This is a genomic window from Chitinimonas viridis, from assembly GCF_030409555.1.
GTDB lineage: Bacteria > Pseudomonadota > Gammaproteobacteria > Burkholderiales > Chitinimonadaceae > Chitinimonas > Chitinimonas viridis.
In genome coordinates, this window is record NZ_JAUFPU010000004.1 from 259,321 (window position 1) to 283,619 (window position 24,299).

The window sequence follows — 24,299 nt, forward strand, 5'->3', positions numbered from 1 at the left end:
TCCTCAGCTTTTCGGCTTGCTGCGGGTCTTGCTCGCAACCGGTGCGCTGGCCGCCGCTTTGGCCTTGGGGGCAGGCGTGGCCTGGGCGGTAGATTTGGGTTTAGCCGCAACGGCCGCCTTGGCGGGTTTTGCGGCAGGCTTGGCCTTGCCGGTAGATTTGCCAGCAGGCTTGTCCGCCACCGTAGCGGCGGGCACGGCACCCTCCAAGGCCTTGGCCGCCGGTTTACGCGGGCGTTTAGCAGGCGCAGGCGTCGCTTCCGGCAAGGTTTGGCCGGGCTTGGGCAGGAACAAGGCGGCTACCTGGGCAGGTCGCTTGGGCATCAGTGCGGGTGCCTGAACCGACGCCGTCTTGGCCTTGCTACCCTTTGCAGGCACGGGTGCCGCTGGCGATGCCGATTTAACCGCTGTCGAAGCAGGCTTGGCCTGGGTGGCAGTTTTTCTGGCCGGCTTGCCTGGGGTCGCGACAGCAGGTGTCTTTGCAACCTCCGCACCCGCTTTGCGCGTCGCCGGCTTCGCTGCCGGCTTGACCTCCACAGCCGGCGATGCGGCTGGCTTGCGAGCACGCTTGGCAGGCCTGGCCTCTTCAGTTTTTACCTCGGCCACCGGTGTGGCCGGGACCGGCCCCGCCTTACGACGAGGATGGCGTTTGCCAGCATCAGCCTGCTCAAGCTGCTGTTCCGGACGTTGCTCGATCAGCACGAAGTCTATCTTGCTGGTCTCCAGGTCTACCCGCGCCACCTTGATGGTGATCCTGTCCGTCAAGCCATAGGTCTTGCCGCTACGCTCTCCTCGCAGGGTATGGCTGGCTTCGTTGTACTGGAAGTAATCCGTACCCAGCTCGGAGATATGCAGCAGGCCCTCGACAAACAGGCCATCCAGGGTCACAAACAGGCCAAAGCTGGTGACAGCCGACACCACACCCTCAAATACCTCACCAATGCGATCCAGCATGTAGTAGCACTTGAGCCAGCTCTGTACATCGCGGGTCGCCTCATCAGCACGCCGCTCGGTCTGCGAGCAATGCGCCCCTATCTCCTCCCATTTACCCGGCTTATAAGCCGTTCCACACAGCACGGCCTTGATGGAACGATGCACCAGCAGATCGGGGTAGCGCCGTATCGGCGAGGTAAAGTGGGTATAGGCCTCATAAGCCAGGCCAAAATGCCCCGCCCGCTCCGGGCTGTAGACCGCCTGCTGCATGGAGCGCAACAGCATGGTCTGCAGCAGGCCCGCATCCGGCCGCTCCTTGACCTGCGCCATCAGGCCGGCATAGTCCTTGGCATGCGGTTCATCCCCCCCGCCCAGGCTTAGGCCGCGCTCGTTGAGGAAGCCCCGCAGATTCTCTAGCTTGCGCTCGGTCGGCCCCTCATGGATGCGATACAAGGCGGTATGGTCATGGCTGCCCAGGAAGTCAGCCGCGCAGACATTGGCCGCTAGCATGCATTCCTCGATCAGGCGATGCGCATCGTTACGGGTCACCGGCACGATACGGTCTATCTTGCCCGCCTCGTTGAATACCATCTGGGTCTCGAGCGTATCGAAATCAATGGCACCACGCTTGCCCCTGGCCTTGAGCAGGACATGGAACAGGTCATACAAGGTCTGCAGATCAGCCACCAGCCCCTTGCGCTTCTTGGCCGCCGGGCCTTTGGGATCCTGCAATATCTCCCATACCTCGTTGTAGGTATAGCGCGCCTTGGACAGCATCACAGCCGGGTAGAAGCGGTACTGCCTGACCTCCCCCTTGGCATCAACCTGCATATCGCAAACCATGCAACAGCGCTCTACCGCAGGGTTAAGCGAGCAGATACCGTTGGACAGCGCTTCCGGCAGCATGGGTATGACACGGCGGGGGAAGTACACCGAATTTCCGCGCTCGTAACCCGTCTGGTCCAGTGCATCCTTGGGTCGCACATAGTGGCTGACATCCGCGATCGCCACCACCAGCCGCCAACCTTTGCCACTGCGCTCGGCATACACGGCATCATCGAAGTCGCGCGCCGTCTCGCCATCAATGGTTACCAGCGGCATGTCGCGCAGATCCTCGCGTTTCAGCCCTTCCGGTGTCTTCCAGTCCTTCTTCCTGACTTCCTGCGGCGTCTTGCCAGCCTGCGCCTCGGCCTCAGCCGAGAAAACATGCGGCAGGTCGTGCTTGCGCAGGGCGATTTCGATCTCCATGCCAGGGTCAGCATAGTTGCCCAGTACTTCGACTATACGGCCGATGGCCTGACCATACTTGCTGGGTTGCGTCAGCAGTTCCACCGACACCACCTGGCCTGGCTCCGCGTCCAGCCCGCCCTCGGGGCTCACCAGTATCTCCTGGGCAATACGCTTTTCTTCCGGACGGATGAAGCGCACGCCACGCTCGGCAAACAAGCGTCCCACCAAGCGGGTATTGACGTGTTCCAGCACCTCGACAATCTTGCCCTCCCGCCGGCCACGGCGATCCACGCCAATTTCGCGCACCATTACCCGATCGCGATGTAATACCTTATGCATCTCCTTGGGTCCGATGAACAGGTCAGGGCTGCCGTCGTCGGGCACCACAAAACCAAAGCCATCGGCATGGCCATGCACCCGGCCCTTGATCAGATCCAGCTTGTCGGCGATGCAGATGGCCCCCTTGCGGTTGATCATCACCTCGCCCTCGCGCACCATCGCATTGATGCGCCGGCTGAAGAAATCTGCCTCATAGGGCTGGATGGAAAACAGCGCCACCAGCTCCTCGGGGAACATAGGTGCCCCTTTTTCAGTCAGAATCTGCAGCAAGTAGGCGCGACTGGGCAGAGGGTGCTCATAGCGCTCAACCTCTTGTTTGTAATAAGGATCCGCCTGCCTCAGCTTGAGTACGGCACGGGGGAGTTTGGCGATTTTTTCAGTTTTCTTTGTTTTCATCGTTGACACAGGAAATTGTCTCTCTATAATGCGCATCTCTCTGGACGCGCTGCTGCAAACGCAGCGATGTTCAAAGCCCAGGTGGCGGAATTGGTAGACGCACTAGGTTCAGGTCCTAGCGGTGGCAACACCGTGGAAGTTCGAGTCTTCTCTTGGGCACCAACACTCAATAAAGCCGATGCGCAAGCGTCGGCTTTATTGTTTTCCGCATTTGCCTTGACTTCAAGGTTGATTTTCTGGGCAGACTGCCCAGCAGCAACATGCCCCCCCGCTATCCCAGCAACAGCATGACCAGGGCGCGACATCGGCCCAGTCACTTTTTGCACAGACGGGGTTGACAGATTTTCTCTTGCGGCTACAATGCCGACCTCTCGACGCATTACTGCAAACGCAACGATGCTCGAAGCCCAGGTGGCGGAATTGGTAGACGCACTAGGTTCAGGTCCTAGCGGTGGCAACACCGTGGAAGTTCGAGTCTTCTCTTGGGCACCAATACTCAACAAAGCCGACGCGCAAGCGTCGGCTTTGTTGTTTTCAGCCCTGGCCTCGCACGCCATACCACCACACCATGGGCCCGCCACTACTGGGCGGCCCCCATTCATCGATAGCGACATGCCTACAGCCTTGGGCAAGCGTTCAGCTCCTGGCAGCCGCGATCACGGCCAGGTAGTTGCGCACGGTAGGCGCCAGCCCGTCGTACAAGGCCTCACCAATCAGCGCATGGCCAATGGAAACCTCGTCCACCTGCGGTACAGCGCGCAGGAAAGGCCCCAGATTGACCTGATTGAGGTCGTGCCCCGCATTCACCCCCAGACCGGCCGCCTGCGCCCTGCCAGCAGCCTTGGCGCAGTCTTCCAGCGCCTGCTGCCAGTCTCCCAGCGCAAAGGCCTCGGCAAACGGGCCTGTGTAGATTTCTATGCGATCCGCACCCAGCTCCGCCACCCGCTCGATATCATCAGAATCGGCATCCATGAACAGGCTGACCCGGCAGCCCATGGCCTTGAGCTCCCGCACCAAGGGCTTGAGGCGTGCGCCATCGCGCTTCAGGTCAAAACCATGGTCCGAGGTGATCTGCCCGTCACCATCCGGCACCAACGTAGCCTGCGCCGGACTGGTCTCTGCGCACAGGCGCAACAGCCCCGGGTATTCACCACGGGCATCAGCGAAGGGATTCCCCTCTATATTGAACTCCGCCTGCGTACCTGCCAGCAATCCCCCCAGGGCGCGGACATCCTCCGGCCGGATATGCCGCAAGTCCGGTCGCGGATGCACGGTAATGCCGCCACACCCCGCCGCCAGACAGGCCTCTGCCGCCTGCATCACGCTAGGCATGTCGCCGCCGCGCGAATTACGCAGTACGGCAATCTTGTTGATGTTCACGGATAAAACAGTCATGCGTCCTACTCGATAATCAGTCGTGGAAAGCGGCCCGGTCCAATCCTGGCGGCCGGGCCACCGGCCATCAGGGTATCAGCACGGGTGCAGAAATGAAAACGCCCGGTAGAACCGGGCGTCTGTCACTTAGTGCGTGAATGGGTGCCGTTGCACGATGGTCTCTTCGCGGTCTGGACCGGTAGAGATGATATCGATGGGCGCCCCCGTCACTTCCTCAATGCGCTTGAGGTAGTTACGGGCATTCAACGGCAAGTCCTCATAGCGCTTCACACCAAAGGTGGATTCGCTCCAGCCAGGCAGCTCTTCATAGATAGGCGAGCAGCCCGACAGCTCTTCGGCGCCGACCGGCAGAATGTCTACCACCTCGCCATTGATGCGATAGCCGGTACACAGCTTGATCACGTCTATGCCGTCCATGACGTCCATCTTGGTCACACACAGGCCCGAGACGCCATTGATCTGGATGGAACGTTTGAGCGCGGCCGCATCAAACCAGCCGCAACGGCGCGGGCGGCCGGTCACCGAACCGAACTCATTGCCTCGCTTGGCCAGGCCCTCGCCCACTTCATCAAACAGCTCGGTGGGGAAAGGACCGGAACCGACGCGGGTGGTATAGGCCTTCACGATACCCAGCACATACTGCAGCATCTGTGGCGCCACACCCGCGCCTGGTGCAGCTGCACCAGCCACGCAGTTGCTGGAGGTCACATAGGGATAGGTGCCGTGGTCGATATCCAGCAGGGTGCCCTGCGCACCCTCGAACAACAGCGGCTTGCCGGCCTTGTTCAGGTCGTGCAGGGTGCGCGACACATCGCCCACCATGGGCTTGATGCGCTCGGCCAGGCGCAAGGTGTCTTCCAGGGTTTTCTGGAAGTCGACCTGCTCCACCTTGAAATATTCCTTCAGCAGGAAGTTGTAATAGGCCAGGTTCTCACCCAGCTTGGCAGCAAGGCGGTCCGGGAAGAACAAGTCCTGGATACGGATGGCACGGCGCGCCACCTTATCCTCATAGGCCGGGCCGATACCACGGCCGGTCGTGCCTATCTTCTTGTCGCCCTTAGCTGCTTCGCGAGCCTGATCCAGCGCAATATGGTAAGGCAGGATCAAGGGGCAGGCTTCCGAGATGGTCAGGCGGCTTTCCACATCCACGCCCGCAGCCTTCAGCTCGTCGATTTCCTTGAGCAGAGCCTCGGGCGAGATCACCACGCCATTGCCGATAAAGCAGGCCTTGCCAGCATGCATGATGCCCGAGGGAATCAGGCGCAGCACCGTCTTCTTGCCACCGATAACCAGCGTATGGCCCGCATTATGGCCACCCTGGAAACGCACCACGCCCTCGGCATGGTCCATCAGCCAATCGACGATCTTACCCTTGCCTTCGTCACCCCACTGGGTGCCTATCACCACGACGTTACGGCTCATGGAATTTCCTTCATTACAGATTGCTTGGTCGCCGCGTTTCCGCGACGGGATAGAAACAGAATAGACTGTGCCGCGCTTATTTCAGAGTGGCTGAACCTGCCACTGACCATTGAGCTCGATCAGTTCGCGGTCAGCATGCAATTCTTCGACATCCACGATCTCACCCAGCCGCACCACCACGGTCTCGCCGGCAGCGCGCAGGGCTCGAATGGCGTCCGCCAACCGTGCATCGAACGCATCGGGCGCCAGGATGGCACTACGTGCCGGTGTCGCAGGCAGACGCCAGGCCAACTCCTTCAGGTCCAGGCTGAACCCGGTTGCCGGACGACGGCGGCCAAACTGCTCGCCGACATGGTCATAGCGGCCGCCACGGGCAATGGCATTGGGCCACCCCTCGGCGTAGGCCGCAAACACCAGCCCGGTGTGGTAGTAACCCGAGCGCAGCTCCGCCAGGTCAAAATTTGGAACAATGCCGCGCGCCGCCAGCGCGGTTGTCAGGCCACGCAAGGCAGCCAGCGCCTCGATCACCCCAGGCAGGCGCGGCAGGCTTTGCTCGGCCCGATCCAGCACCGTGGCATCACCATACAAGCCCGGCAGCGCCACCAAACCGGCACTCAGGCTGGCATCGAGCCCGGCCACCAAGCCCATCAAGGTCGGCACGTCCTTTTGCTGGATAGCGTGGAACACTGCTTCGCGGGCCTCGCCCACTAGGCCTGCAGCATCAGCCAAGGCCAGGAACAAGCCGATATGGCCGATATCCAGGTGCACATGGTCTATGCCGGCCAGCTTGAGGCACTCCCCCATCAGCTCGACGATTTCCACGTCGGCAGCAACGCCGGCATAGCCGTAAATCTCGGCCCCCAGCTGTAAGGGCTCACGTGCAGCCATGATCCCATCTGGCTGGGTGTGTACGACCGGCCCGGCATAGCACAGCCGGGCTACCCCCTGGCGGTTCAGCAGATGGGCATCAATGCGGGCCACCTGGGGGGTCATATCGGCACGCAGGCCCAGCTGCCTTCCACTGAGCTGATCGGTCAGCTTGAAGGTCTTCAGGTCCAGCGCAGCATCCTGGCGGGTCAGCAGCGAATCGACGTATTCGATCAGCGGCGCCTGCACCAGTTCGTAGCCAAAGCTGGCAATCAAGTCCAGCGAGCGGCGTCGCAATGTCTCCACCCGGCGCGCCTCAGGCGGCAACAGGTCGGCAATGTTCTCGGGCAGTATCCAGTTATGCATAAGGTCAGGCCGGGGCACCAGGCACCGCAGCAGTAATGATCCAGTCAACAACCAGCTCCGCCCGGATATCGCACCAAGCTCAAGGCTGGCCGATGGGGCGGCGAAATACCGCACTCAAGCAAGGCTCAAGAACGGCAAGAGGCCCTCGGCGGGATGCTGTCGATGCGGCCCTAGCGGGCTGGGCACCATGGCATCCTGGCACGAGGGCCAAGCAAAACAAGGCATTATCCCACAGGCGCGCTGCCAACAGCGCGCCCGTCTGTTACTTTGCGCGTGGATCCTTCATGTACTTGAAGAAAGCCGAGCTGGGATCCAGCACCATCACATCAGACTTCGACTTGAAGGTCTGCTTATAGGCATCCAGGCTCTTGTAGAACGCATAGAACTCGGGATTCTGGCCATAAGCGGCGCCATAGATGGCAGCCGCACGACCATCTCCCTCACCCTTCAGTTGCTGCGCCTTGTTGTACGCATCGGCCAGGATGATTTCACGCTGACGGTCGGCATCGGCACGTATCTTCTCCGCCTCGGCCGAGCCTTCCGAACGTAGCTGGTTGGCCACGGTCTTACGCTCCGAGATCATGCGGTCATACACCGCATTGCTGATATCGTTGGGAAAGTCCACACGCTTGAGCCGCACGTCCACGATCTTCACGCCTATCTTGCCGGCATCGGCGTTGGCAACCACGCCCACCGATTCCATCACCTCTTCGCGCTTGCCCGAAATGACGTCCTGCACCGTGCGCTTACCAAACTCGGCCCGCAACACGTCATTGATGGTCTTGCGCAAACGGGCCGAGGCGGTACGCTCATTGCCACCCACCGTCTTGTAGTACTGCTCGACATTGACCACCTGCCACTTGACGTAGCTGTCCACCAGCACGTTCTTCTTCTCGATGGTGTTGAAGCGCTCAGGCGTCTCGGCATCCATGGTCAGGACGCGCCGATCAAAATACCGTACCGACTGCAGCAACGGCACCTTGAAGCGTATGCCAGGCTCATTGACGGTACGCACCACCTCGCCCAACTGGAACACCATGGCAGATTGGCGCTGATCCACGGTAAACACGCTCATGCTGAGCACCAGCAGTGCCAGCAACACCACGACTATGGCGGGAATTAAACGATTCATATCAACGACCCTCCCGCTCACCGCGGCCCTGGCTATCCTGCCTAGGAGCGCGCACTACGCCAGTCTCCACCGGAACCGTGGCCTGTTCTGTCGCCGCACCGGCAGGACCACTCATTTGCATCAGCTTGTCCAGCGGCAGGTAAAGCAGATTGCCGTTGCCGGACTTCTGATCCACCAGCACCTTGCTGCTGCTGCTCAAGATCTGCTGCATGGTATCGAGGTACATGCGATCACGGGTAACCTGGGGCGCCTTGGCATACTCGGCAGCCACCTGCGTGAAGCGAGAGGCATTACCTTCCGACTCCGCAATCACCCGAGCTTTGTAACCTTCGGCTTCCTGCAGCAAACGCGCGGCAAAACCTCGGGCCTTGGGTATCACGTCATTGGCGTAGGCCAGGCCCTCGTTGGTCTGCTTGACCTTGTCCTGCCCAGCCTTCACGGCATCGGCAAACGCTGCCTGCACCTCTTCCGGCGGCTGTACATCATTGATGTTGACGCGGCTCACCCGGATACCGGTGCCATAGTCATCCAGCAGGTTCTGTATCATCCGCGTGGCATCGGCAGCCACCTGGCCACGGCCTTCGTTCAACACGAAATCGACCTTGTTGCGGCCGACGATCTCACGGATGGAGGTTTCAGCGGCCTGCTTGACCAGGTCGTAACCGTCGCCATCACGCGAGGCATTGTTGAACACGAAATCACGCGAGTTCTTGACGTCGTACTGCACTTCCAACTGCATGTCGACGATGTTCTGGTCCTCAGTCAGCATCAGTGCCTCATCCGCCACCCGATTCTTGGTGCTGCCGGAAAAACCGACCTCCACCGAGCGGACTTCAGACAGCTTGACGATCTCATGCTGTTCTACCGGCCAGGGCATACGCCAGTGCAGACCGGGATCCGTGGTTTGCACATAGCGACCAAACCGCAGCACCACCGCTTCTTCCCGGGCATCCACCACGTAAAAGCCGCTGGCTATCCACAGCACGCCAACGATGCCGATGGCGACACCAATACCGCCAGCAACAGCTCGGCCGTCCGACGGAGTCGGCTCGGATGGGCGGCCAGGCGTACCACCGAAGAACTGCTTCAGCTTATTGGTGAACTGCCGGATGATCTCATCCAGATCAGGCGGGCCATCCTTGCCTCGGCGGCCCCATTGCGGGTCTTGCGACATATCGTCTCTATTCCGTGGTTGTAATGACTTGTACACACACTTGTTACACAGCAACCCTCAGGCGGCACCTTGCTACGGCTCGATCTCGCTCGCCGCCCGTCGAGCCCAGGCTGTGGCTTCCGGTCAACCCAGGACTCAAGCCTGAAGGCTTTCGTCCGACACCGCAGCGACGACCGGCATGGCTTCGACCAGCGCCTGCCGCAACAAATCCAGACCTACACCACTTTTTGCACTCATACGGACGGCGCGAATCCTACCATACTCATCCCGCTCGACCGCCGGCTCGCCGCCTTTGAGGTCTATCTTGTTCCAGACCACAATCTGGGGAATCTCGTCAGCATCGATTTCCTTGAGCACATAGTTCACCGCCTCGATCTGGGCTTCGCGGGTATCGCTGGCGCTATCAACCACATGCAGCAACAGATCGGCCCGCACCGTTTCCTCCAGCGTGGCCCGAAATGCCTCCACCAAGCCATGAGGCAGATCGCGGATAAAACCCACAGTATCGGACACCACCACGGAGTGCTCCGGGTCGAGGAACAGCTTGCGGCTGGTAGTATCCAGCGTGGCGAACAACTGATCGGCCGCATACGCCTTGGCGTGGGTCAAGGCATTGAACAGCGTGGACTTGCCGGCATTGGTATAACCCACCAGCGAGACGGAGAACTGCTTGCTGCGCTCGCGCGCACGCCGCTGGGTATCACGCTGCCGCTGCAGATCCTTGAGCTTGTCGCGCAGCCGCTTCATCCGTTCGGTCAGCATGCGCTTGTCCATTTCCAGCTGGGTCTCACCGGGGCCGCCACGGGCGCCTATACCACCGCGCTGGCGTTCCAGGTGAGTCCAGCCCCGCACCAGCCGGGTGGACATATACTGCAACTGAGCCAGCTCAACCTGCAGCTTGCCCTCATTGGAGCGTGCACGCTGGCCAAAGATGTCGAGTATCAGCCTTACCCGGTCCGACACCCGGCATTCCAGCGCACGCTCCAGGTTGCGTTCCTGCGCCCCACCCAAGGCATGGTTGAACAGTACCGTCTGTGCCTCCGTGGCCAGCACGGCGGCGGCGATCTCTTCCACCTTGCCACTACCGGCAAACAGCTTGGGGTCGGGTCTTTGGCGCTTGCCCTGAATGATGGCCATAGCCTTGTAGCCATTGCCCTCAGCCAGCAACTTGAATTCTTCGATATTTTCCAGATAGTCCGGCTCACCGAAATCGAGACAGACTAGAACGGCCTTGTCGCCGCCCTGATGGCGTTCAAACACGCTTCATTTCCCTAACTGGGTGCCTTGTCAGGCCACCCTAACGGGGCGCTGGAGCTTGATCGGCGCACGATCATATCTGCTGGTATGTGGCTGCACCCAACGATATCTTCCCGCATCATCATGCAGATCGACATCGGGTGGCGCAAACCGCTCCCTGGCAGATAGCCGTGGCTCACAACCTAAGCTCTAGCAGGTATTCCTACAACAAAGGGGGCGCACATGGCGCCCCTTGCTCGACGCACCGCCCCTATCAGGCGTCTGCAGCCGGGGCACCTTCCGGCTTGTCATAGGGGATGCTGACCGGACGGGCAGGCACAACAGTGGAGATGGCATGCTTATAGACCATCTGGGTCACGGTGTTGCGCAGCAAAACCACGTACTGGTCAAACGACTCGATCTGGCCTTGCAGCTTGATACCGTTAACCAGGTATATGGATACAGGTACATGTTCCTTGCGCAGGATGTTCAGAAACGGGTCTTGTAGCATTTGCCCTTTTGCGCTCATTTTGTAGTTCTCCACTCTGTAATTTAAAAAACGACGAATATCCGTCCAGTAGTTCCTGCGCTTACGAAGATAGAATACCAGTAGTCACTTGTAGCAGCTTTTCTGTCAAGCACAAAGAATCAACCTGCTTTTTTCGCGGGCTTCCTGGCAGTGGTCTTGACCGGCTTCTTCTCACCTCGCATGGCGCCCTTGCGATCCGGCTTGAACTCGCCCGGCTTGGCATCGTAAGGGTTATCGCCCTTCTTGAACTGTACACGCAGGGGCGTGCCCTGCAATTTGAACATCTTCAGGAAGGAATGTTCCAGGTAACGCCAATAACTGTCCGGCACCCCCTCAAGGGCGGTACCGTGTATCACCACCACCGGCGGGTTCATGCCGCCCTGGTGGGCATATTTCATCTTGGGACGCACCAGACCCACGCGTGGCGGCTGCTGCTTCTCTACCGCGAGTTGCAATGCGCGCGTCAAACGCGGCGTCGGCAACTTGGCCATGGCCGCCTTGTATGCGGCGTTGATGCTGGCAAACAGATCACCCACGCCCTGCCCTTCCAGGGCAGAGATAAAGTGGAAGCGGGCGAAATCCAGAAAACCCAGCTTACGGGCGATATCCCGCTTGACCTGGTCACGCCGGTATTCGTCCAGGCCTTCCCATTTGTTCACGGCCACGACCATGGCCCGGCCTGCCTCCAGGGCAAAGCCGGCGATATGAGCATCCTGCTCGGCCACATCCTGGCGGGCATCCAGTACCAGCACAACCACGTTGGCGTCTTCGATCGCCTGCATGGTCTTCACCACCGAGAATTTCTCGATGGCCTCGTTCACCTTGCCGCGCTTGCGCACACCGGCGGTGTCGATAATCGTGTAGGCCTGTTCGTTACGCTCGAAGTCGATATGTATCGAGTCACGCGTGGTGCCTGGCTGGTCAAAGGCAATCACGCGCTCTTCACCCAGAATCGCGTTCACCAGTGTGGATTTACCAACATTGGGGCGACCGATGATGGCGAACTTGGGGTGATCCTGAACCTGCTCCTCAGGCTCCACCTCAAAACCGGTCAGCACATCGTCGACCAAACCACGCACGCCTTCACCGTGGCTAGCCGAGATAGGCCAAGGCTCACCCAGGGCCAGTTCGAAGAACTCGGCCGTCACCACACTGGCCGACATACCTTCGGCCTTGTTCACGGCAAGACGTACCGGCCGATCCAGCTGGCGCAGGCGGTTGGCAATCAGCTTGTCTTGCGGGGTGAGGCCCACGCGGGCATCGACGATAAAGATGACCGCGTCGGCCTCATCGATGGCCTGCAGGGTCTGCCTGGCCATCTCGTGCAATATGCCGTCATCGGCAACCGGCTCAAAGCCACCGGTATCCACACACAGATAAGGCTTGCCACCGATCTTGCCATGACCGTAATGGCGGTCGCGGGTCAGGCCGGGCATATCGGCGACCAGCGCGTCACGGCTCTTGGTCAGCCGATTGAACAGCGTGGATTTACCGACATTGGGACGGCCGACGAGGGCGATGGTGGGTTTCATTGTTTTCCTTGCTTACTTCACGGCCAGTGCGTGCAGGCCACCGCTCTCGGTCTGCACAATCAACTTGCCGCTGATTACCCGCGGTGCAACCAGCACGCGGCTCTTGTCCGTACTCATGCGGGCGACAAAGCTACCATCCGCCTGCGACAGCAGATGGACATAACCCTCGAAATCGCCCACTGCCACCTTGCCGTCTATCACGGCTGGGCCGCTGATACGACGGCCATACAGTGCTGCCTGCTTCCACAGGCTGCGACCACCCGAGCGCTCGAACGCCTGGATGTTGCCGACTTCATCGCTCACATAAACCTTGTCAGCATCCATGGCCAGGCCCACATAGCTGGAGATATCGCGGGACCACAGCATGGAGCCGTTGCTCACGGCAAAACACGCCACCTTGCCCTGGAAAGCCACGGCACAGACCATGCCCTTGTCCACCACCGGTGCCGAGGTCACATCACTGATGCGCTCCAGCTCGGTAGCGCCCTTGGGCTGAGCCACCTGCGACTCCCACAGCACGCGGCCATCGACCAGCGAAAGCGACGCCAGACGACCCGATGCCAAGCCAATATAGACCGCACCGTCCGCAATCGTGGCGGGCGCGTAGTTGCGCAGGACCAGCGAGGGCTGGCTACGCACGAACTGCCAGCGCTGCTTGCCATCCTTGGCTTCCAGGCCTGTTACCCGGCCATCCACGGTACGCACCACCACCACGCCTTCGGCGATTACCGGCGGCGACACCATTTCGCTGCTGACCTTGGTCTGCCAGCGCAACTGGCCCGTCGCGGCCTCCCAGCCATAAACCTCGCCCTTCAGCGTGCCCGCCACGACCAAGCCCGAAGCCGCACCGACCCCGCCTGCCAGCGGCTGGGCACTGCGAACTTCAAAGCGCTTGGCACCATCAGGCATGGCAAACCCGGCAATACCGCTCACCCCGGCCATATACACAGCATCACCCGTCGCATCGGGCGCAAACCGGTACAGCTTGCCGTCAGAGTACGAAGTACGCCAAGCCGAATTCAGCTCTGCGCTGGCCTTGATATCGCTCAACGGCGTGGGTTGCGGACTGTTATCCGTACCGGCACAGGCGGCGAGCAGGGTAACTGCGCCCAGCACAGCAAACTTGCCTGTCAGGCCTTGTGGCATGCGGTGCATGTTCATCAGGCCCCCAGTGCCGACAGCTTGGTTTCAACCAGCTCGCGATTGGGTGCTTCCTTTTCCAGCTTGGTCAAGGCGAACTGGTAGGCCGATTTGGCTCCTGCCGCGTCTCCCTTGAGCGCCAGCGCATCGCCGCGCACTTCGGCAAACAGGCCGGCAAAACTATCTGCCTTGGCGGTGTCCACCATCTTGGCAGCCGCATCAAACTGTTTTTGGTCCATCAGCACAGCAGCCAGACGCAGGCGTGCCAGATCGATCACAGCGTCTTCCTTGGCATTGGCGGCCACCCACTCCAGCGCACTCTTGGCATCATCCAGCTTATTGGCCTCGAATGCCGCCTTGGCAGCCTGCAGCATGGCACGTGCCGTCAGGGCATGGCCGCTATGGGTCTTCACCATGGCATCGGCAGCTGCGCGCAGCTTGACCGGATCCTTGGCCAATTCTGCCGCTTCCACCGCCATATAAGCCTGCGCCACCGCAGTGCCCTGCGATTTCTGCCAGGCACGGTAGCCCATATTGCCAAAGTAGCCCACCAGGGCAGCCACCACCGCGATGATTACCGCGACGCCCCACTTCGCCCACCAGGCCTTCAGTTCGGCGATCTGTTCCTGTTCCTGCAAATCAAAAGCAGCCATCTGCGAGTTTCCGTTAGCGAGTTACTTGTTATGCCGTGCCGCTTGCAGGGCACGGATACGTTTGAAAATATCGACCATGAACCAGCTCATCAGCACCAGGCCAATCAGCAGGCAAGCCCAGGCCAGCTCTTTCTGAGCCAGCACCGGGTGTATCTGAGCACCTTCGCCCTGCAAGCCGACGACGCCAAACGCAGCCAGCACCGAGCCGAACACATTCAGGACGAACAGCTTGAACGAGACCTTGAGCTTGGGCGCAGGTTCCATCATCAACCCTTGAGTGCAGCAAGCACATCGGCCTGCGCCACCGTACGCTGCTCACCGCCGTCGCGCAGGGGCTTGATCACCACCGTCGCGTCAGCCGCCTCATTGTCGCCGATGATCAGGGCAAAACGCGCGCCCGAACCATCCGCCTTCTTCATCTGCGACTTGAAGCTACCGCCGCCGGCATGCACCGTCACTGCCAGCCCGGCATTGCGCAGTTGCTCTGCCAGGCGCGGCGCAACCCGCCCCGCTGCCTCGCCCGCATTGACAAGGTATACATCGGGGCCGTCCTGGGCGGTCACACCGTACTCCTGCATCAGCAGGAATACTCGCTCCATACCCATGCCAAAACCACAGGCCGGCGTCGGCTTGCCGCCTAGCGTCTCCACCAGGCTGTCGTAGCGGCCACCGCCCGCGATGGTACCCTGTGCGCCCAGTTTGGTGGTTACCCACTCGAACACCGTGCGGTTGTAGTAATCCAGCCCACGCACCAGGCGCGTGTTGAGGGTATAAGCCACGCCTGCCTCATCCAGCAGTCGGCACAGTCCCTGATAATGCTGGCGGCTATCGTCGCCCAGCACATCGAACAGCTTGGGCGCAGCGTTGATCATGTCCTGCATGCGCGGGTTCTTGCTATCCAGTATGCGCAGCGGGTTGGCGTGCAGACGACGCTTGGCATCCTCATCCAGCAGGTCGGCATGCGCCTCAAAATAGGCGATCAAGGACTGCCGGTAGGCTGCCCGCTCAGCGACATCGCCTATGGTATTGATCTGCAATTCCACATCGGCAATACCCAGCTCACGCCAGAGGCGGGCCAGCATCACCATCTGCTCGGCATCGACATCGGGGCCGTCATAGCCAAAGGCCTCGGCACCCACCTGGTGGAACTGCCGCTGGCGCCCCTTCTGCACATTCTCATGGCGGAACATGGGGCCCATATACCACAGGCGCTGCGGACCGTTGTAGGTCAGGCTGTGCTCGACGACGGCACGTACGCAACCCGCCGTCCCCTCGGGGCGCAGTGCCAGCTTGTCGCCGTTCAGCGCATCCGTCCAGGCATACATCTCTTTCTCGACGATATCGGTATGCTCACCTACGCCGCGCACAAACAAGCCGGTAGGCTCGACTATGGGCAAGCGGATATTGCGGTAGCCGTACTGCGCCAGCACGCGCCGGGCGGTATCTTCCAGCTTCTGCCACAGCGCCGTGTTGTCGGGCAGGATGTCGTAGAAGCCCTTGATGCTTTGAAACTTGTCAGCCATCGGATTACAGCACTTTCACGGGAATGATCTTGGGTGCAGCCGCCGTCGCCTGGCTGCGGCGCAACTTGCCGCCTTCGGCATAGTGTTCGCGGACATAGCCATCGACGATGGCCTGGAAGGCCTCGGCAATACCGTCGCCCTTGAGGGTCACGGTCTTGACGCCATCAACGAATACCGGCGCCACCGGCACCTCGCCCGTACCAGGCAGGCTGATGCCGATATTGGCCAGCTTGGATTCGCCCGGGCCATTGACCACGCAGCCCATCACCGCCACATTGAGGGTTTCCACCCCCGGGAATTCGGCACGCCATACCGGCATTTGCTCGCGCAGGTAGCGCTGTATGTTCTGCGCCAGCTCCTGGAAGAAGGTCGAGGTGGTCCGGCCACAGCCGGGGCAAGCCGTCACCAGCGGGGTGAACGAGCGTATCCCCATGGTCTGCAGTATCTCCTGCGCCACGACGACTTCCTTGGTCCGCGATTCACCCGGTTCCGGCGTCAGCGAAACCCGTATGGTGTCGCCTATGCCTTCCTGCAACAGCACCGACAGCGCCGCCGTGGAAGCGACAATGCCCTTGGAGCCCATGCCGGCCTCGGTCAGGCCCAGGTGCAGCGGATAATCGCAGCGAGCGCCCAGGTCACGGTAGACCTTGATCAGATCCTGTACCGCACTGACCTTGCAGGAGATGATGATGCGATCCGCCGGCAGCCCCAGCGCCTCAGCCTGCGCAGCACTTTCCAGCGCCGACTGTATCAAGGCTTCGCGCATCAGGGCATCGGCGCTGAGCGGCTGCGCCAGCTTGGCGTTCTCGTCCATCATGCGCGCCATCTTGGCCTGGTCCAGGCTGCCCCAGTTCACGCCTATGCGCACCGGTTTGCCATACTCGATGGCGGCTTCAATCATGGCGCCAAACTGCTCATCCCGCTTGCTGCCCTTGCCGACATTGCCAGGATTGATGCGGTACTTGGCCAGAGCCCGCGCGCAATCGGGATACTGGGCCAGCAATTTATGGCCATTGAAATGGAAATCCCCCACCAAGGGGACATTGCAGCCCATATCATCCAGCCGGCGACGTATCTCGCCTACCTGGGCTGCCGCCTCGGGCGAGTTGACGGTAATGCGCACCACCTCCGAACCTGCCTGCCATAGCTCGAATACCTGCTGAGCGGTACCCGCCGCATCGGCAGTATCGGTATTGGTCATGGATTGGACGACGACAGGCACATCGCCACCGACCGGCACATGGCCGACCATGACACGGCGGGTGGCGCGACGGGGAAGCAGACTCATGGCTTGGCTTTAGTTGAGTTCCAGATTGGCAACATCGACCCGGATATAAGGCGTCAGGTCGGTAGGCTTGCCTTTGTAGAAGAGCTGGGTCTGATGACCATTACCGATACGGATACGGTAAGGCGGCTTGCCGGCAACGCTGCGCGATTGTCCGGCAGGCACCAGTTCATTGACCAGGCGTTTGCCGGTGGCATCGGTAATCTGCACCCAGCTCTCCTGCCGTGCAACCACGCGCACATCACCCGTTGACGGCTCGGGCACAGCAGCAGGCACGGCTACAGGTGCAGGCTGCGGCACTGGCGCGGTCGCAGGCAACGCAGGCGAGAGCGGCGCAGGAGTCGCCCCCACCGCCAGGGCGGGGTTCGCACCCGGCACAGCCGGTGGATTACCCGGCAGGTTGGCCGGCGGCGGCACAACCTGCACTTCACCGGCAGGCTGCGTAGCAGGCACGGTCGCATCAACAGGTACGCTGGCCTGGGGCACAACGACAACAGGCTCCAGTGGCGGCATGTCGACACTGGGGGTATTGACGGTCAGCTGGGGTTCAAAGCGGGTGCTCTTGTCATAGAGCCAGTAAGCCCCCGCAATCAGACCCACGATTCCCAGGCCCGCCACAATGGCCAAGCCAAACGACAGGCCGGCACGCCCGCCATCTGGCCGCAGCACTGGCAGCACCTCGTCGCGCAGGCGTGGCAGTGCCGCCTGGCTGGGCTCCTTGGGCAGGTGGTTGTCCAGGTAATGCACCAGCGGCTGGGGGTCTATCTCCAGCAAACGCGCATAGTTGCGGACAAAACCGCGCACAAAGGTATTGCCGGGGAGTGCCTGATAGTTGTCAGACTCCAGCGCCTCAATCTGGCGCCGGGACAGCTTGAGCTTGGCCGACACATCATTGACCGACAAGCCTGCCTGTTCGCGGTGCAACGCCAATATGGCGCCAGGCGAGGAAGGTGGGCTGGCGGGGGACTGCAGCAAATCAGACTGGGTAGTATCTTGGCTCATCTCGGGCATCATGCCGGGTGGCTCGCTTCAGGGGTTGCAGTGCATGACAAGGGCGTGATCCTGGGGCGGGTGGCGCTCAATCGTAGCGGCCTGCCGCCAGGCTGCGGGCTTCCTCGCTATCGGGGAAGCGGGTCTTCAGTTCCTTGGCAAAGCCGTTTTCGGCCTCGCCACCGGGGTTGAGCTTGTGCTCGATGCGCACGTTCAGCCACAGTGCTTCGGCCACCGGCGTACCTACGCGCGCCTGCCTGGCCAGCAGCGTGCGTGCAGCATCGATATCACCACTGCGATAGGCCACCTGTGCCAGTCCCAACAGCGTCTGGGCATTGTCCGGTTGAGCCCGGTCAGACTGGCGCAAGAAGTCTTCGGCATACTTCAAGTCGCCTGCCTTCAGTGCGCACAAGCCGGCCATCTGCATGGATTTCTGCGGGTTGGCATACAAGGGGCTGCGGATGGCATTGCCAAAATAGCGCAGCGAATCTGCGTACTTTTCGCGCTTGTTACAGAGGAACCAACCGTAATTGTGATTGATGTCGGGGTTGCCCGAGGCCAGGCTCAGGGCACGCTGGAAGCTTTTGTCAGCAGTATCGAATTCACGCAGGTCGGAGTAAACCAGCCCTTCCACATTGTGCGCCAGCGCGTAATCAGCTTTCGCCCTCAGTGCGCTCTTCACTTCTTCCAGCGCCACACCATATTGACCGCGGGCATAGTAGGCAGCAGCCAGTTCGGTTCGCAACCTGGCCACCTCGTCGCGATTTACCTGCTCGTCAGCCTGCACTGCGGGGATGATCCACGCGAACAGCAAAGCAGCAATCACGGCTTTTTTCATGCCTTACTCCCTGGTCAATTGAATGATGTTGGTGGTCTTGCCCTCTGCGGCCAGCCGCAGAGTACGCTTGGTCTTGTCTTTTACCTGGCCTGCCAACTGGCCGCAGGCGGCATCGATATCATCGCCGCGCGTCTTGCGCACCGTCACGATGTAACCCGCCTGTATCAGATGATCTCTAAAGCGGCGTATCGCATCCGGCTTGGAGCGATCGTAACCGGAATTCGGGAAGGGATTGAACGGTATCAGGTTGAACTTGCATGGCACATCCTTGACCAGTGCCACCAGTTGCCTGGCATGCTCCATGGTGTCATTCACACCATCGAGCATGACGTATTCGAACGTGATGAAGTCCCGCGGCGCCTTTTCCAGATAACGTTGGCAGGCAGCCATCAGTTCCTTCAGCGGATACTTCTTGTTGATGGGCACGATTTCATCGCGCAAGGCATCGTTGGGCGCATGCAGCGACACTGCCAGTGCCACTGGGCAAGCCTCACGCAGCCTATCCATCTGCGGCACCAGTCCGGAGGTGGACAGGGTTACGCGGCGACGACTGAGACCATAGGCATGGTCATCCAGCATCAAGCGCATGGCAGCGACAACATTGTCGAAATTGGCCAGCGGCTCGCCCATGCCCATCATCACCACATTGGAGACGATGCGATCCCCCTTGGGGTCGCGTCCCAGCGCCTTGTTGGCCCACCAAAGCTGGCCAATAATCTCGGCCGTGCTGAGATTACGGTTGAAGCCCTGCCGGCCGGTGGAGCAGAAAGTACACTCCAGCGCGCAGCCAACCTGGCTGGAAACACACAGGGTTCCACGGTCATCCTCGGGGATGAATACCGCCTCGACACCGTTACCGGTACCGACGTCCAGCAGCCACTTGCGTGTGCCATCCTCGCTGGCCTGTTCCAGCATCAGGCTGGGAGGGGTGATCACCGCCTCCGCAGCCAGTTTTTCCCGCGTGACCTTGGCGATGTCCGTCATTGCCGCGAAATCAGACACACCAAAATGGTGTATCCAGCGCATCAACTGCTTGGCGCGAAACGGCTTCTCGCCACGCTCCTCAAGGAAGGTGGCAAAACGCTGGGCATCAAAATCGAGCAGGTTGACGGTCATGGCCAGATCAGGTCTTAGCGACCGTAGACTTCGGAAGCAGCGAAGAAGTAGGCGATTTCAATCGCGGCATTCTCAGCGCTGTCCGAGCCGTGCACGGCGTTGGCATCGATGGAATCAGCGAAGTCAGCGCGGATGGTGCCCTTCTCTGCCTTCTTCGGGTCGGTAGCGCCCATCAGGTCGCGGTTCTTGGCGATAGCGCCTTCGCCTTCCAGTGCCTGGATGATCACCGGGCCGGAAACCATGAAGTCAACCAGATCCTTGAAGAAAGGACGTTCCTTGTGCACGGCGTAGAAGCCTTCGGCCTCAGCGCGCGACAGGTGCTTCATCTTGGCAGCGATAACCTTCAGGCCGGCGCCTTCGAAACGGGTGTAGATCTGACCGATCACGTTCTTGGCAACGGCATCGGGCTTGATGATGGACAGGGTGCGTTCAACAGCCATGTTTTCTAACTCCAGAAAATCACAAAAAGACAAAGTGGGAAGGAAAAAGTTTAAGTCGCAAGCTGGGTTCGCACAGCGGGCACGCAGCTTGTCGACGTTAAAAATGACCGAATATTCTAACAGCTTTGCCGCAAAGACGGGTTTACAGTTGCTGACTAACCGCAAAACCCCGGTCCCGCCAGCCAAAATCACGGCTGCCACAGCGATTCCAGCGGCATACCGCGCTGGAATTTGGTACAAATCAAGGCATACCAAGATTGCACAGGGAGTGCCGCATTGCGGCGGATACACAAGTGAGCGCAATACGCCCCAGCCCCAACCGGCAGCCCAGCCCACCGTCGCAGGACGAAATCGACGAGCAGGCCGAGATCCGGCAACGCCTAATGCAGCGCCTGGCCATCGCCATCTGCCTCATCATCGGCGTCGCCATTGCCATCACCCTGCTGAATCGCCTGGAAACACCCCCCAATATCGAGTTGGATGGCCCGAGCATCAATCCGCTACAGGCAGAACCCGGCGTGCAGCCAGCCGCGGCCGAACCCACACCCGCGCCAGCACCAGCACCAGCCGAGGTTGCACCAGCACCCGCCAGCGAACCCCCGACCCCACCCGCGCCGGCAGAGGCCACACCAGAGGTGCCGCCGGCCAACGCCCCTCAGACCCCTTCTCCCAATGCCCCCAACGCCACCGCACCGGTCAGCGGCAGCACGCCCGCAGGCAGCCTGGCCAGCAAACCACAGACACCCCCGCCCGACGCTCAGCCCGATGCCGACATGGTAGCCAGCAATCCCACGCGCAAACCCGCCACGCAGCCACAGGCCATGCCTGCAACCATCGCGACCGCACCTGCCACCATCCCGACGTCGCCCGCCGCCGCCAGCAAGCCGGCCGCAAGCCACAACAAGCCCAGCGCGCCCACGCCTACGCCTGTATCTGTCGCCCCCACCGCCAAGCCCGCACCCGTTGTACTGGCGCCAGCACCACGCACCCCCGCCCCACCTACGCCGGAGCAGACCATCGTTGCCCTGGCGGCCGGCGTCATGCCCACTGGCAGCCGTGGCTTCACCGTACAGGCAGGGGTATTCCAGAGCGGCGAGAATGCCGACAAGCTGCTGTCTCGACTTAGCGCAGCAGGCATACCCGCCAGACTGGAGACACGCATACAGGTAGGCCCATTCAAGAACAAGGATGAGGCCGAACTGATGATGCGCCGGCTGCGTGAACTGGGCGTGACGCCCATACTGCAGACCCCCACACCCTGAGCACCAGCCTGTCGCCCAACAAAAAACCGCTGCACCAGGCAGCGGTTTTTCATTTGTCGCCAAGCAGATCAGGCCAATCCAGCGGCCGCCAATCGGGCCAGGCACCTTCACCTTCACTCTGGCAATCGGCAGCCACCGCAATACCCGCCACCGCCACCAGCTTGCCACCCTGCCACAACATGGGCCAACGCCGCCGCAACCAGGGCGGCACACCTGCCTCCTGCAAAAGCAACTTGACCGGCCGATTGGGGCCACCACGACGTGGGCGTACCATCTCCCCCCCCTGCCTGGGCCGCACCTCCAAGCCCACGCAGCAGGCCTCACTCAGCCCCCGCAGCGCCCGCGACCAATGCAGCTCACCACACCAATCCGGCAACTGCACCAGGCCCTCAGCCGGCACAGCACGGGGAGTCAACACCTCCACCCAACGCGCGACACATATCTCCGCGCGATAGCGATGCACTTCCAGACCCGCCAGGCGCAGGCAGGGATTGGCATCCTCCTTGGCCGTCAGCATTTGCTCCAGCACCAACAGCAATTGCCGCTCGTCCGGGCGCAAACCGTGGCGCGCCAGAAACCAGCGCAGCAGATTACGCTGCCGCGGCCCACTCAAGGCCAGCAACCGCCCCACCGGCAAACGCTGGACCACACCGCCAGCATCCTCTTCGGCCAGTGCATCCAACAGACTGGCCGCTTCGGCAAAATGCCGCGCCGCCCGCGCCATGGCAGCCGGAGCGCTCGGAAAACGTCCAAGCAATACCGGCATCACCTCCCGCCGCAGATAATTACGGTCGTAATCGCTGACCGCGTTGCTCTCGTCTTCCACCCAGGCCAAGCCCACGGTGCGCGCATAGGCCAGCAGCACGCTACGCGGCTCGTCCAGCAGAGGCCGCCAGATACGCCCAGCCTCACCCAGGGGCCGCATGACCGGCATACCTGCCGCCCCATGCACACCCGCCCCCCGCGCAAGACGGTACAGCACTGTCTCCGCCTGATCATCACGGTGGTGCGCCAACAGCACCATATCCACACCAAGGCCCGCATAGGCCGCATAACGGGCCGCACGTGCACGCGCCTCCAGGCTGTCGCCGACAGCCTGTTTCAGATCAACACGGATGTGGGAAAAATCGACCGCCAGCGCAGCACAGCGCTGATCACAATGCTGCATCCAATCGTCGGCATTGGGGCTGATGCCATGGTGCACATGGAGCGCCTGCAGGGTCAGCGGCGCCGGCAGGCGTGCATCATCACGCAGCCGCGCCAGCAAGTGCAGCAGCACCGCCGAATCCAGTCCGCCCGAATAACCCAGCGCCAAGCGCATGCCCTCAGGCCGCTTCGCCGCCGGTAGCGCCAGATAACGCTGCTGCAGACGCTCGTAGAGCGCCTCCGCCTCAGCCTGCGGCGACTTCCTTGAATTTGCCATAGCTCATCAGCCGCTCGAAACGGTTCTCCAGCAACTTGTCTACCGGCTTGTCCTGCAGCGACTTCAAGGCATCCTGCAGCGCCTTGCGCAAGGTCAGCATCATGGCCTGCGGGTCGCGATGCGCACCACCCAGGGGCTCGGCCACCACCTTATCGATCAGGCCCAATGTCTTGAGCCGGTTAGCGGTAATACCCAGCGTCTCGGCCGCCTCGCTGGCTTTCTCGGCACTCTTCCACAGGATGGACGCACAGCCCTCTGGCGAGATCACCGAGTAAGTGGCGTACTGCAGCATCTGCACCACATCACCCACAGCAATGGCCAGCGCACCGCCCGAGCCCCCCTCGCCGATCACCGTGACGATCACCGGCACGCGCAGCTTGCTCATCTCGAACAGATTGCGGCCTATGGCCTCGGACTGCCCGCGCTCCTCAGCGCCTATGCCCGGATAAGCACCCGGGGTGTCGACAAAGGTAATCACCGGCAGGCCAAACTTCTCAGCCAAGCGCATCAGGCGCAGGGCCTTGCGATACCCCTCGGGCCGGGGCATGCCGAAGTTGCGCAGTATCTTTTCCTTGGTGTCGCGGCCCTTCTGCTGGCCGATCACCATCACCGACTGGCCATTCAGCCGTGCCAGGCCGCCCACAATGGCAGCATCGTCCGCATAGGCACGATCACCATGCAGCTCTTCGAAATCGGTAAAGATTTCGCGGAGGTAATCCAGCGTATAGGGACGCTGCGGATGGCGGGAAACCTGAGATATCTGCCAGGGCGAAAGCTTGGCGTAGATATTCTTGGTGAGCTCTTGGCTCTTCTTCTGCAGATGGTCAATCTCAACCGAGATATCCACCGCAGAATCATCCTGCACAAAGCGCAGCTCTTCGATCTTGCTTTCGAGTTCGGCGATAGGCTGTTCGAAATCGAGGAAAGTGGTTTTCATGCCTGGGGTCTGTTCACGTCGCGCTGGGCGAGCATGCTCCGCTAGGGCCGACTAAGTTCGGCGAAATCGCGCCATTATGGCGAAACGCGGCAACCCCGCAAGATTGACATGCAACTGATTCGAGCAACCATCCGGCAAACACCA

21 protein-coding genes and 2 tRNA genes are annotated in these 24,299 nt (G+C 61.1%); 3 read left to right on the plus strand and 20 right to left on the minus strand.

Annotation, left to right across the window (positions count from 1 at the left end; translation table 11 throughout):
- Window positions 1-3: 3 nt before the first annotated feature.
- Window positions 4-2,895: a ribonuclease R gene (gene rnr, locus QWZ03_RS05290; protein WP_290331781.1), complete on the minus strand. Its 2,892-nt coding sequence runs from the start codon at window positions 2,893-2,895 to the stop codon at window positions 4-6.
- Between the two features lie 75 nt (window positions 2,896-2,970).
- Between rnr and QWZ03_RS05295 the strand changes: the two genes are divergently transcribed.
- Window positions 2,971-3,057 (plus strand) — tRNA-Leu (locus QWZ03_RS05295).
- A 243-nt stretch (window positions 3,058-3,300) separates the two neighbouring features.
- A tRNA-Leu gene (locus QWZ03_RS05300) sits at window positions 3,301-3,387 on the plus strand.
- A 144-nt stretch (window positions 3,388-3,531) separates the two neighbouring features.
- Here QWZ03_RS05300 and QWZ03_RS05305 read toward each other — a convergent pair.
- The 17 genes from QWZ03_RS05305 to ndk all read right to left on the minus strand — a co-directional run bounded on the left by QWZ03_RS05305 (window position 3,532) and on the right by ndk (window position 20,533).
- Window positions 3,532-4,290 carry a pyridoxine 5'-phosphate synthase gene (locus QWZ03_RS05305; protein ID WP_290331782.1) on the minus strand — a complete coding sequence of 253 codons (759 nt, stop codon included), beginning with the start codon at window positions 4,288-4,290 and terminating at the stop codon, window positions 3,532-3,534.
- Between the two features lie 126 nt (window positions 4,291-4,416).
- A complete protein-coding gene (locus QWZ03_RS05310) occupies window positions 4,417-5,712 on the minus strand; it encodes an adenylosuccinate synthase (RefSeq protein ID WP_284197544.1) in 1,296 nt (431 codons plus the stop codon).
- An 81-nt stretch (window positions 5,713-5,793) separates the two neighbouring features.
- Complete coding sequence (locus tag QWZ03_RS05315; RefSeq protein ID WP_290331783.1) at window positions 5,794-6,945, minus strand: ATP phosphoribosyltransferase regulatory subunit; 1,152 nt, start codon at window positions 6,943-6,945, stop codon at window positions 5,794-5,796.
- 262 nt (window positions 6,946-7,207) lie between these two features.
- On the minus strand, window positions 7,208-8,077 hold the full coding sequence (gene hflC / locus QWZ03_RS05320; RefSeq protein ID WP_284197546.1) for a protease modulator HflC: 870 nt from the start codon (window positions 8,075-8,077) through the stop codon (window positions 7,208-7,210).
- Between the two features lies 1 nt (window position 8,078).
- A complete protein-coding gene (hflK, locus tag QWZ03_RS05325; RefSeq protein ID WP_335708979.1) occupies window positions 8,079-9,287 on the minus strand; it encodes an FtsH protease activity modulator HflK in 1,209 nt (402 codons plus the stop codon).
- Window positions 9,288-9,386: 99 nt separating this feature from the next.
- Window positions 9,387-10,511 carry a GTPase HflX gene (gene hflX / locus QWZ03_RS05330; protein ID WP_290331785.1) on the minus strand — a complete coding sequence of 375 codons (1,125 nt, stop codon included), beginning with the start codon at window positions 10,509-10,511 and terminating at the stop codon, window positions 9,387-9,389.
- A gap of 250 nt (window positions 10,512-10,761) precedes the next feature.
- A complete protein-coding gene (gene hfq / locus QWZ03_RS05335; protein WP_284197549.1) occupies window positions 10,762-11,016 on the minus strand; it encodes an RNA chaperone Hfq in 255 nt (84 codons plus the stop codon).
- A gap of 119 nt (window positions 11,017-11,135) precedes the next feature.
- Window positions 11,136-12,548, minus strand: a complete 1,413-nt coding sequence (der, locus tag QWZ03_RS05340) for a ribosome biogenesis GTPase Der (RefSeq protein ID WP_308447518.1) — start codon at window positions 12,546-12,548, stop codon at window positions 11,136-11,138.
- A gap of 12 nt (window positions 12,549-12,560) precedes the next feature.
- Window positions 12,561-13,709: an outer membrane protein assembly factor BamB gene (bamB, locus tag QWZ03_RS05345; protein WP_290331786.1), complete on the minus strand. Its 1,149-nt coding sequence runs from the start codon at window positions 13,707-13,709 to the stop codon at window positions 12,561-12,563.
- Window positions 13,709-14,341, minus strand: a complete 633-nt coding sequence (locus QWZ03_RS05350) for a YfgM family protein (RefSeq protein WP_290331787.1) — start codon at window positions 14,339-14,341, stop codon at window positions 13,709-13,711. The genes bamB and QWZ03_RS05350 overlap by 1 nt, the downstream gene beginning before the upstream one ends.
- A gap of 21 nt (window positions 14,342-14,362) precedes the next feature.
- Window positions 14,363-14,608, minus strand: coding sequence for a hypothetical protein (locus QWZ03_RS05355; protein WP_284197552.1), 246 nt, complete (start codon window positions 14,606-14,608; stop codon window positions 14,363-14,365).
- The gene (hisS, locus tag QWZ03_RS05360) at window positions 14,608-15,864 is read right to left on the minus strand and encodes a histidine--tRNA ligase (RefSeq protein WP_290331788.1); all 1,257 of its coding nucleotides are present in this window, start codon (window positions 15,862-15,864) and stop codon (window positions 14,608-14,610) included. The genes QWZ03_RS05355 and hisS overlap by 1 nt, the downstream gene beginning before the upstream one ends.
- Window positions 15,865-15,868: 4 nt before the next feature.
- Window positions 15,869-17,152, minus strand: a complete 1,284-nt coding sequence (gene ispG, locus QWZ03_RS05365; protein WP_290331789.1) for a flavodoxin-dependent (E)-4-hydroxy-3-methylbut-2-enyl-diphosphate synthase — start codon at window positions 17,150-17,152, stop codon at window positions 15,869-15,871.
- A 9-nt stretch (window positions 17,153-17,161) separates the two neighbouring features.
- Window positions 17,162-18,151, minus strand: a complete 990-nt coding sequence (locus QWZ03_RS05370; protein WP_290331790.1) for a RodZ domain-containing protein — start codon at window positions 18,149-18,151, stop codon at window positions 17,162-17,164.
- Window positions 18,152-18,227: 76 nt separating this feature from the next.
- On the minus strand, window positions 18,228-18,977 hold the full coding sequence (gene pilW / locus QWZ03_RS05375; RefSeq protein ID WP_290331791.1) for a type IV pilus biogenesis/stability protein PilW: 750 nt from the start codon (window positions 18,975-18,977) through the stop codon (window positions 18,228-18,230).
- Window positions 18,978-18,980: 3 nt separating this feature from the next.
- On the minus strand, window positions 18,981-20,093 hold the full coding sequence (gene rlmN / locus QWZ03_RS05380) for a dual-specificity RNA methyltransferase RlmN (RefSeq protein ID WP_308447062.1): 1,113 nt from the start codon (window positions 20,091-20,093) through the stop codon (window positions 18,981-18,983).
- 14 nt (window positions 20,094-20,107) lie between these two features.
- Window positions 20,108-20,533, minus strand: a complete 426-nt coding sequence (ndk, locus tag QWZ03_RS05385) for a nucleoside-diphosphate kinase (RefSeq protein ID WP_284197557.1) — start codon at window positions 20,531-20,533, stop codon at window positions 20,108-20,110.
- A 293-nt stretch (window positions 20,534-20,826) separates the two neighbouring features.
- Here ndk and QWZ03_RS05390 point away from each other — a divergent pair, with 293 nt between their 5' ends.
- Entirely contained in the window at window positions 20,827-21,795 is a 969-nt protein-coding gene (locus QWZ03_RS05390; RefSeq protein WP_290331792.1) for an SPOR domain-containing protein, read from the plus strand.
- Window positions 21,796-21,844: 49 nt separating this feature from the next.
- Here the strand turns inward: QWZ03_RS05390 and tilS are convergent, their stop codons facing one another.
- Together tilS and QWZ03_RS05400 are read right to left on the minus strand one after the other, a co-directional pair.
- Window positions 21,845-23,218, minus strand: a complete 1,374-nt coding sequence (gene tilS, locus QWZ03_RS05395) for a tRNA lysidine(34) synthetase TilS (protein WP_290331793.1) — start codon at window positions 23,216-23,218, stop codon at window positions 21,845-21,847.
- Window positions 23,187-24,155 carry an acetyl-CoA carboxylase carboxyltransferase subunit alpha gene (locus QWZ03_RS05400; RefSeq protein ID WP_290331794.1) on the minus strand — a complete coding sequence of 323 codons (969 nt, stop codon included), beginning with the start codon at window positions 24,153-24,155 and terminating at the stop codon, window positions 23,187-23,189. Before QWZ03_RS05400 ends, tilS begins: the two co-directional genes overlap by 32 nt.
- Between the last annotated feature and the right edge of the window lie 144 nt (window positions 24,156-24,299).